The sequence below is a fragment of the Pseudoalteromonas sp. 2CM32C genome (genome assembly GCF_023161925.1).
Classification (GTDB): Bacteria; Pseudomonadota; Gammaproteobacteria; order Enterobacterales; family Alteromonadaceae; genus Pseudoalteromonas; species Pseudoalteromonas marina.
Map to the genome: position 1 here is coordinate 35,988 of NZ_JALNTI010000016.1, position 6,175 is coordinate 42,162.

Sequence of the window (6,175 nt, forward strand, 5' to 3'; positions counted from 1 at the left end):
TAAAAGAAAGTCTCGCTAAGGAAAGCTATGAAACCAATAAAAAAAGTTGATTTAGAACTTACCACCATACAAAAGTGGTCTAGTGCACTTTTGTTGTTTTTAATATTTATTTTCATTTGTTTTGTTAGTGTATTTGGTATCGGTGCACCAAAAAACATTCAGACCTGGACTAATACCTCTAGTGTATTTTATAACCTAACAAGTACGTGTATTGCTGTAATATCACTCATACTTCTATTAAATATCTGGAAAGATAATAGAAAAGAGCTCAAAGAAACTCGTGAAGCTCTACAAGAACAACTGAATATTCAAAACTTTACAGTCATTAAAGAGACTGTAACTTCTATTATATTTCAAATAAAAGAGTTAAATAAAAGGCACCTAATACTTATTGAAAACAATTACAACTATGCAATTAAATCTGTTGGAGAAACAGGTGATTTAGACTTCACTTCGTTAACAATAAATAATGGTAAAAATTCTGATCAATTTACGCATAGCAATTTTTTTGAAGAATACTTTCTATCTATTGGTTCTAAAAATATAAGTAATGATTACTCACATCCAAATAATTATAAATCTCTAATTTTTGATAAGAACTTTTTTATTTATAAGGATAAAATCATTGCTCTTGGCTTACTTCTTAGCTCTGTTAAGTCCGAAGAGTATAAAAAGATTTTACGAGTGATACTCTATCCTGAATTATCAATCTTCACATGGTTATTTGTATTAGAAATATCTTCTCACCTGAACGTATATGAAAAAGAAAAACTTCATATAGGTATTGAAGCAGTCTTCATAGAGATTGCTTGTTTAGTCTCCTTTCAAATCGAAAGTAAAGAGCTATTAAGTTGGCTTTCTGAAGAAACTAGGAAAAATATGGAAGAGCATGGTCTAGCTGTTTAAAAATTTAATATACATTAAACAGTCTGCTATTCAGCAGGCTCATAGCTTCGGATCTAACAATAGTTATATATTGTTGTACAGCTCATCATATTAACCATTTAAACAACCACTAAACACTTCCTTAGATAGCTCCCCAACAAGCTAGTGAGAGCAAGTTAGGCGCCAAAAAAATGCATTTATTTAGCGTTAAAGTTGCAAACTGGATTAGAAATCTGTTGGATTCCGCTTCACTCACCTTACGTATGAAACAAAAAAGCCTGCGATTAAGCAGGCTTTTAAAGATTTCAATTCCGAGTTTTTACAACACAATAATACTAATAACCAAATAAGCAATAAAGGTCAGTGCGCCACCAAATAACGCGTACGGTAGCTGTGTTTTAACGTGGGTGAGTAAATCACACCCCGAGGCGAGTGCCGATACGGCGCTGGTGTCGGATATAGGCGAACAGTGATCGCCAAATATGCCGCCGCCCAAAATAGCGCCGACCACAAGTGAAGGTGGTAGACCCAGTGCTTGTATGAGCGGTACGCCAATAGGGATAAGTATGGCAAACGTGCCCCACGATGTGCCTGTAGTAAACGACATAACCGCCCCTGTTAAAAACAGCACGGGCACTATTAAGTAAATAGGTAAGTAGTCGCCCACCAATGACGCAACAAACACACCCGTACCTAGCTCTTTTAAGCTTGCACCTAGCGTAAGCGAAAGCAAAACAATGCTTACTAACGGGAGTAATTCACCCATGCCTTTAAAGCCAGTATCAACCAATTGGTGGTGGGTAAATTGGCGCGAACTAATCATTAGTAAGTAAGCAACCACAATCGCGAGTACAGTTGCATATAATACCGATTTAGAGCCGCTACCTTCTGCCAACACACCGTTACCAGTGTAAAACATAAAGCCTACCATGCTGGCAATTAGCGTAAATAATGGCACTAACATAAAGCGCGCTTTAGAGCCTTTTACTTCTTCTTTTAGCTCGTTTGTTTGTAGCTCTAATTTTTGTTCGGCCTCTTTCATTGGGCCGTGTACTTTATCAAACGCAATGGTGTAAAAAACAATAACCAAGGTAATTATGGCGTAAAAGTTATATCCAACGCTGCCCCACAATACCGATACCGCCGATTCGCCCAATTCGTAATTACCTAATAAGCCCAGCACAAATGCACCCCAGCCGTTAAGTAGTATTAAAATACACACCGGGGCACTGGTACTATCAATAATATAGGCAAGGCGTGCACGGCTCATTTTAAATTTGTCGAACAAGCCACGCGACAAAATACCCGACGTAAGCACGCTTAGGTTTGACTCTATAAACACCGCAACGCCAGTAAACATAGTTAAAAAACCAACTTGGCGTTTACCTTTTGCAACCCCTTTGTTCATTAATAAGTTAACCGTTGCCGCCACACCGCCAGATTCGCGAATGTAGGCAAGTAAGGCACCTATTAAAATACTAAATATGAGTATGCGGCTGTTACCCGGCGAACTTGCCACCGAAATAATACGCTCTATGGTATTTAAAAATGTTGTAAATACGCTATTTCCTTCCCCTTGTAGGACAAGTAAAAACTCAGAAGACGCCACGGCAACTAGCAGCGCCATAATGACTTCTTTGCGCCAAAACACGATAGCAATCGCAATTAGCGGCGGTAAAATAGAATACCAATGCATAAAAAGTTAACCTTAATTATTAACAACCCGCGCTTAAACGCTTATATGTTAAGCCTAAAACTTAAAAAGTGGCTTAATGGAGTAAACCGCCTAGCTTAATGGATTGATGTTGCCAAGTCACCTGCAAATAAGCCATTGGGCGTAACTGTGTTAGCCCATTTTAACCTATAAGATAATTTATTGATTTAACAGCGCTTCGTAAACAAGCGATACCACAGATCCATATTGTGCGGTTTCGAATTGTTTGCCTGTAAATTCATAACGTTTTTGTGTGCCTTTAATTGCAGTGTGGCGCGCGTTAGTAAGCAAAACAATGGCCAAGTCGTAAGCGGGATCGATTACTGTTACGGTGCCTGTCCAACCGGTATGGCCATACGCTTGTGCGCTGGCATAAGGGCCAAAGTGCCAACGCCGTGCTTGGTTATTACCTGCAAGCCTAAAACCTAGGCCGTACGTTTCGTTAGTGCTTTGCGGCGTTAAAAACTGCGCTAAGGCACTTGCACTAAATAATTGTTGGTCGCCGTAGCCACCATTATTTAATAATAGCTGGCAAAGCACAGCTAAATCCTGGGCGTTACTAAATAACCCGGCATGCCCAGCAACGCCGCCAAACGAGTAAAATGCGCGTTCGTCATGAACTTGGCCTTGCAACACATGTGTTCGAATATTATCAAAAGTAATACGTCCATCGCGGGTGTTGCCGCTAAGTTCGGTGGCTGCAAATTGACTGCGCTCAAAGCCTTTTTTAAGTGGGTTAAATAGCGTGTTACTCAGTGCAAGGGGTTTATAAACGTGCTGCTCTAAGTACTCGTCTAGTGGCTGCCCTGTTATGCGCTCAACCAATACACCTAAAATCATGTAATCAATATCAGAATACACATGTTGCATTGGCTTTTTGTTATTAAGCGGCACTTTGGTGAGCAAAAGCTGTTTAGTGGTTTGGCTATTTTGAGAATAAAATGCATCGCCTTGCTGTGTATCTTTTCGGTGAAAATCAAACACGGGTGGGTAGCCTGCGCTGTGAGTAAGTAACTCTTTTACTGTGCGTTGCTCTCGCCCACCGCCGATGTATTCTGTTAAATAAGTTTGCACGGGGTTGTTTATATTGAGTTGCCCTTCGCTTATTAGTTTCATGAGTGCAAAGTTAGTGGAAAATATTTTAGTGTTTGAGGCTAAGTCGAATAGAGTATTGGTTTGCATAGGCTCTGGGCGCAGTAGCATTAGATCGTTTTGCTGGTACTGCTTTGCATCACCATAAGCTGTAAGTTTTATTAGCTCGCCATTTTTAACAACCGCCAGCACTGCACCAGGAAACCCCGCTTTAATATCACGCTCAATAAGTTCATCAACGTCAGTAAAATCAACTGGCTTGTTAGGCGTTAAATTTAATGTAGGAAATGCAAAACGCAGCGTTAAGCTTGCGCCTTTAGGTAAAATATTTTCTACCTTAAATGTGTTTATCCCATTATGAGTATGCGCCGCTAAGCTGTAATTATAAAGCGTATTAGTGGTTAACGTATTGGTAGCAAGTTTTTGATTGTTTATGTAAATATCGGCACTTTCGGCACTGTGGTTTTGTATTAATAATTGGCCGCGACCTTTATACGCTTTAAATGTGCCACGGTTGTTTACATAAAACCGGCTACTTGGATTTGGCTCAGGAAAGCTGGCTACAACTTGTGCGTTTGGCAGCGCTATTAGCTGGCTTTTAGTCAGCACTGGCTGCGATTTTAATGAATTATGTGTACTACTGCAGCCTACAATAATTAAACTCAAAGCAGCTAACCATGCGTTTTTTATGAAGCGAGTATTTTTTAAAATAAATAACATGGTTAAGCCTTACTCATATAACAAATAAGGCGCTCGTTGCGCTTTAAATTGTGTAAGGCCGCGTTGCCAGCTTTGCTTTATTTGCGCAGCCGACTGCCCTGCCTCTATAGCTAAACGCAGTTTATTAGTACCTGCCAATTTATCCATAAATCCAGCGCGTTCAAAAAAGTCGACGTTATGTTTATTAAGGGTGGCGTAGGCGTTTATTAAGTACGTTAAATTTAGCCCTGCGGCGTTTACTTGCCTTAAATCAAGGCCATGTATCGTTGTATTTTTAAATTTAGGGTTTAAAGCAGCGCCTTTAATAGCCCGCGGTGTAAAATTAAAATCCCCTAATTTTACCGGCGAATAACCAATAACCTGAAACGCAAAATCGGTGCCGCGGCCAATACTCACAGGGGTTGCTTCAAAAAAGCACAGCGATGGGTAAAGCGCGATTGATTGATCGTTTGGTAAATTAGGGCTGGGTTTTACAGGTAAGCTATAACGAGTTGTGCGTGTATAACGATCAACGGGGATCACGGTGAGCTTTAGACCGGTGGCTTTATTGATCCAGCCCTCGCCTTTGAGCATGTTAGCCAGCTCACCTACCGTCATTCCATGCAATACTGGGATTGGGTGCATGCCTACAAACGATTTAAATTCGCGCTCAAGAATTGGCCCGTCAATATAGGCAATATTGGGGTTTGGCCTATCAAGCACTATAAATTCAACACCTTGCTCAGCCGCAGCCTCCATCATGTAATGCATAGAGCTTATGTAAGTATAAAAACGTACACCCACATCTTGAATATCAAAAACAATAACATCTACATTGCTAAGAGCCTCAGCGCTTGGCTTTTTATTTTTACCGTAAATAGAAATTAGTGGAATGCCGGTTTTGCTATCTATGGCGTTTTTAACATGAGCACCGGCGTCGTGATCGCCTCTAAAACCATGCTCGGGTGCAAAAATTTTGGTTATGTTTATATTTTTACTAAGCAGGCTGTCAACCAAGTGTGCTTGCCCTACTAAAGAGGTTTGATTAACCACTAACCCAACACGTTTATTTTGTAATTGCGGTAAGTACACTGCCGGCTGTTCAGCCCCTACGGTTACTGAATGCTTTGCTTCATTCGCGTGTGTGGTAATAGTAAAAAGCGCACTTAAACTCAATAAAAATATAAAAAATACGGTTTTAAACATACAGCAAGATCCTTTTAAACAAGGTGTTTAAAATACCACAGCTTAAGTTAAAGAGCAGCGAATGCTTTTGAGTCGATACATAAGTAATTAGAAGCTACGCTTCTCACGTGAGCAAGCTCTACGTCTACGACGATTTAAGCTTCAGCGTTTAATTACTCATAGTGGTTTTGAACTACTCATTTACTCCTCTTTTATTTCTCTTTATGCAGTTATTTTTAAGAGCATTATTCACAAAGAGGTTTAGAGGCACTGCGCTTTTAAAGAAGTGACTAAATGGAAGATTTGGCAGTATGTATCATTAGGTTTAAATGATATCTGAAAGCTTTCTCAAATTTCAGGCACAAAAAAACCGACTTAGCGTCGGCTTATGTATGAAAGTGGTGGGCGCAGGAGGATTCGAACCTCCGACCGCCTGGTTCGTAGCCAGGTACTCTATCCAGCTGAGCTATGCGCCCACTTTCATTCTTTTTTACTTGTTTATACTCTAAGCAGAGTGTGTAAAAGTGGTGGGCGCAGGAGGATTCGAACCTCCGACCGCCTGGTTCGTAGCCAGGTACTCTATCCAGCTGAGCTATGCGC

The 6,175-nt window shown here is 40.3% G+C and carries 4 protein-coding genes and 1 tRNA gene; 1 reads left to right on the forward strand and 4 read right to left on the reverse strand.

Going from position 1 to position 6,175, the window contains the following annotated elements:
• Positions 1 to 27: 27 nt before the first annotated feature.
• Positions 28 to 906 carry a hypothetical protein gene (locus MTF67_RS18140; protein WP_248520311.1) on the forward strand — a complete coding sequence of 293 codons (879 nt, stop codon included), beginning with the start codon at positions 28 to 30 and terminating at the stop codon, positions 904 to 906.
• Between the two features lie 298 nt (positions 907 to 1,204).
• On the opposite strand, the gene MTF67_RS18145 is transcribed toward MTF67_RS18140, so the two are convergent.
• The 4 genes from MTF67_RS18145 to MTF67_RS18160 all read right to left on the reverse strand — a co-directional run bounded on the left by MTF67_RS18145 (position 1,205) and on the right by MTF67_RS18160 (position 6,051).
• A complete protein-coding gene (locus MTF67_RS18145) occupies positions 1,205 to 2,581 on the reverse strand; it encodes a Na+/H+ antiporter NhaC family protein (RefSeq protein ID WP_248520312.1) in 1,377 nt (458 codons plus the stop codon).
• 177 nt (positions 2,582 to 2,758) lie between these two features.
• A complete protein-coding gene (gene pbp4b, locus MTF67_RS18150) occupies positions 2,759 to 4,411 on the reverse strand; it encodes a penicillin binding protein PBP4B (protein WP_248520313.1) in 1,653 nt (550 codons plus the stop codon).
• Positions 4,412 to 4,420: 9 nt separating this feature from the next.
• Entirely contained in the window at positions 4,421 to 5,596 is a 1,176-nt protein-coding gene (locus MTF67_RS18155; RefSeq protein WP_248520314.1) for a DUF1343 domain-containing protein, read from the reverse strand.
• A gap of 378 nt (positions 5,597 to 5,974) precedes the next feature.
• Positions 5,975 to 6,051 (reverse strand) — tRNA-Arg (locus MTF67_RS18160).
• Positions 6,052 to 6,175: the final 124 nt, after the last annotated feature.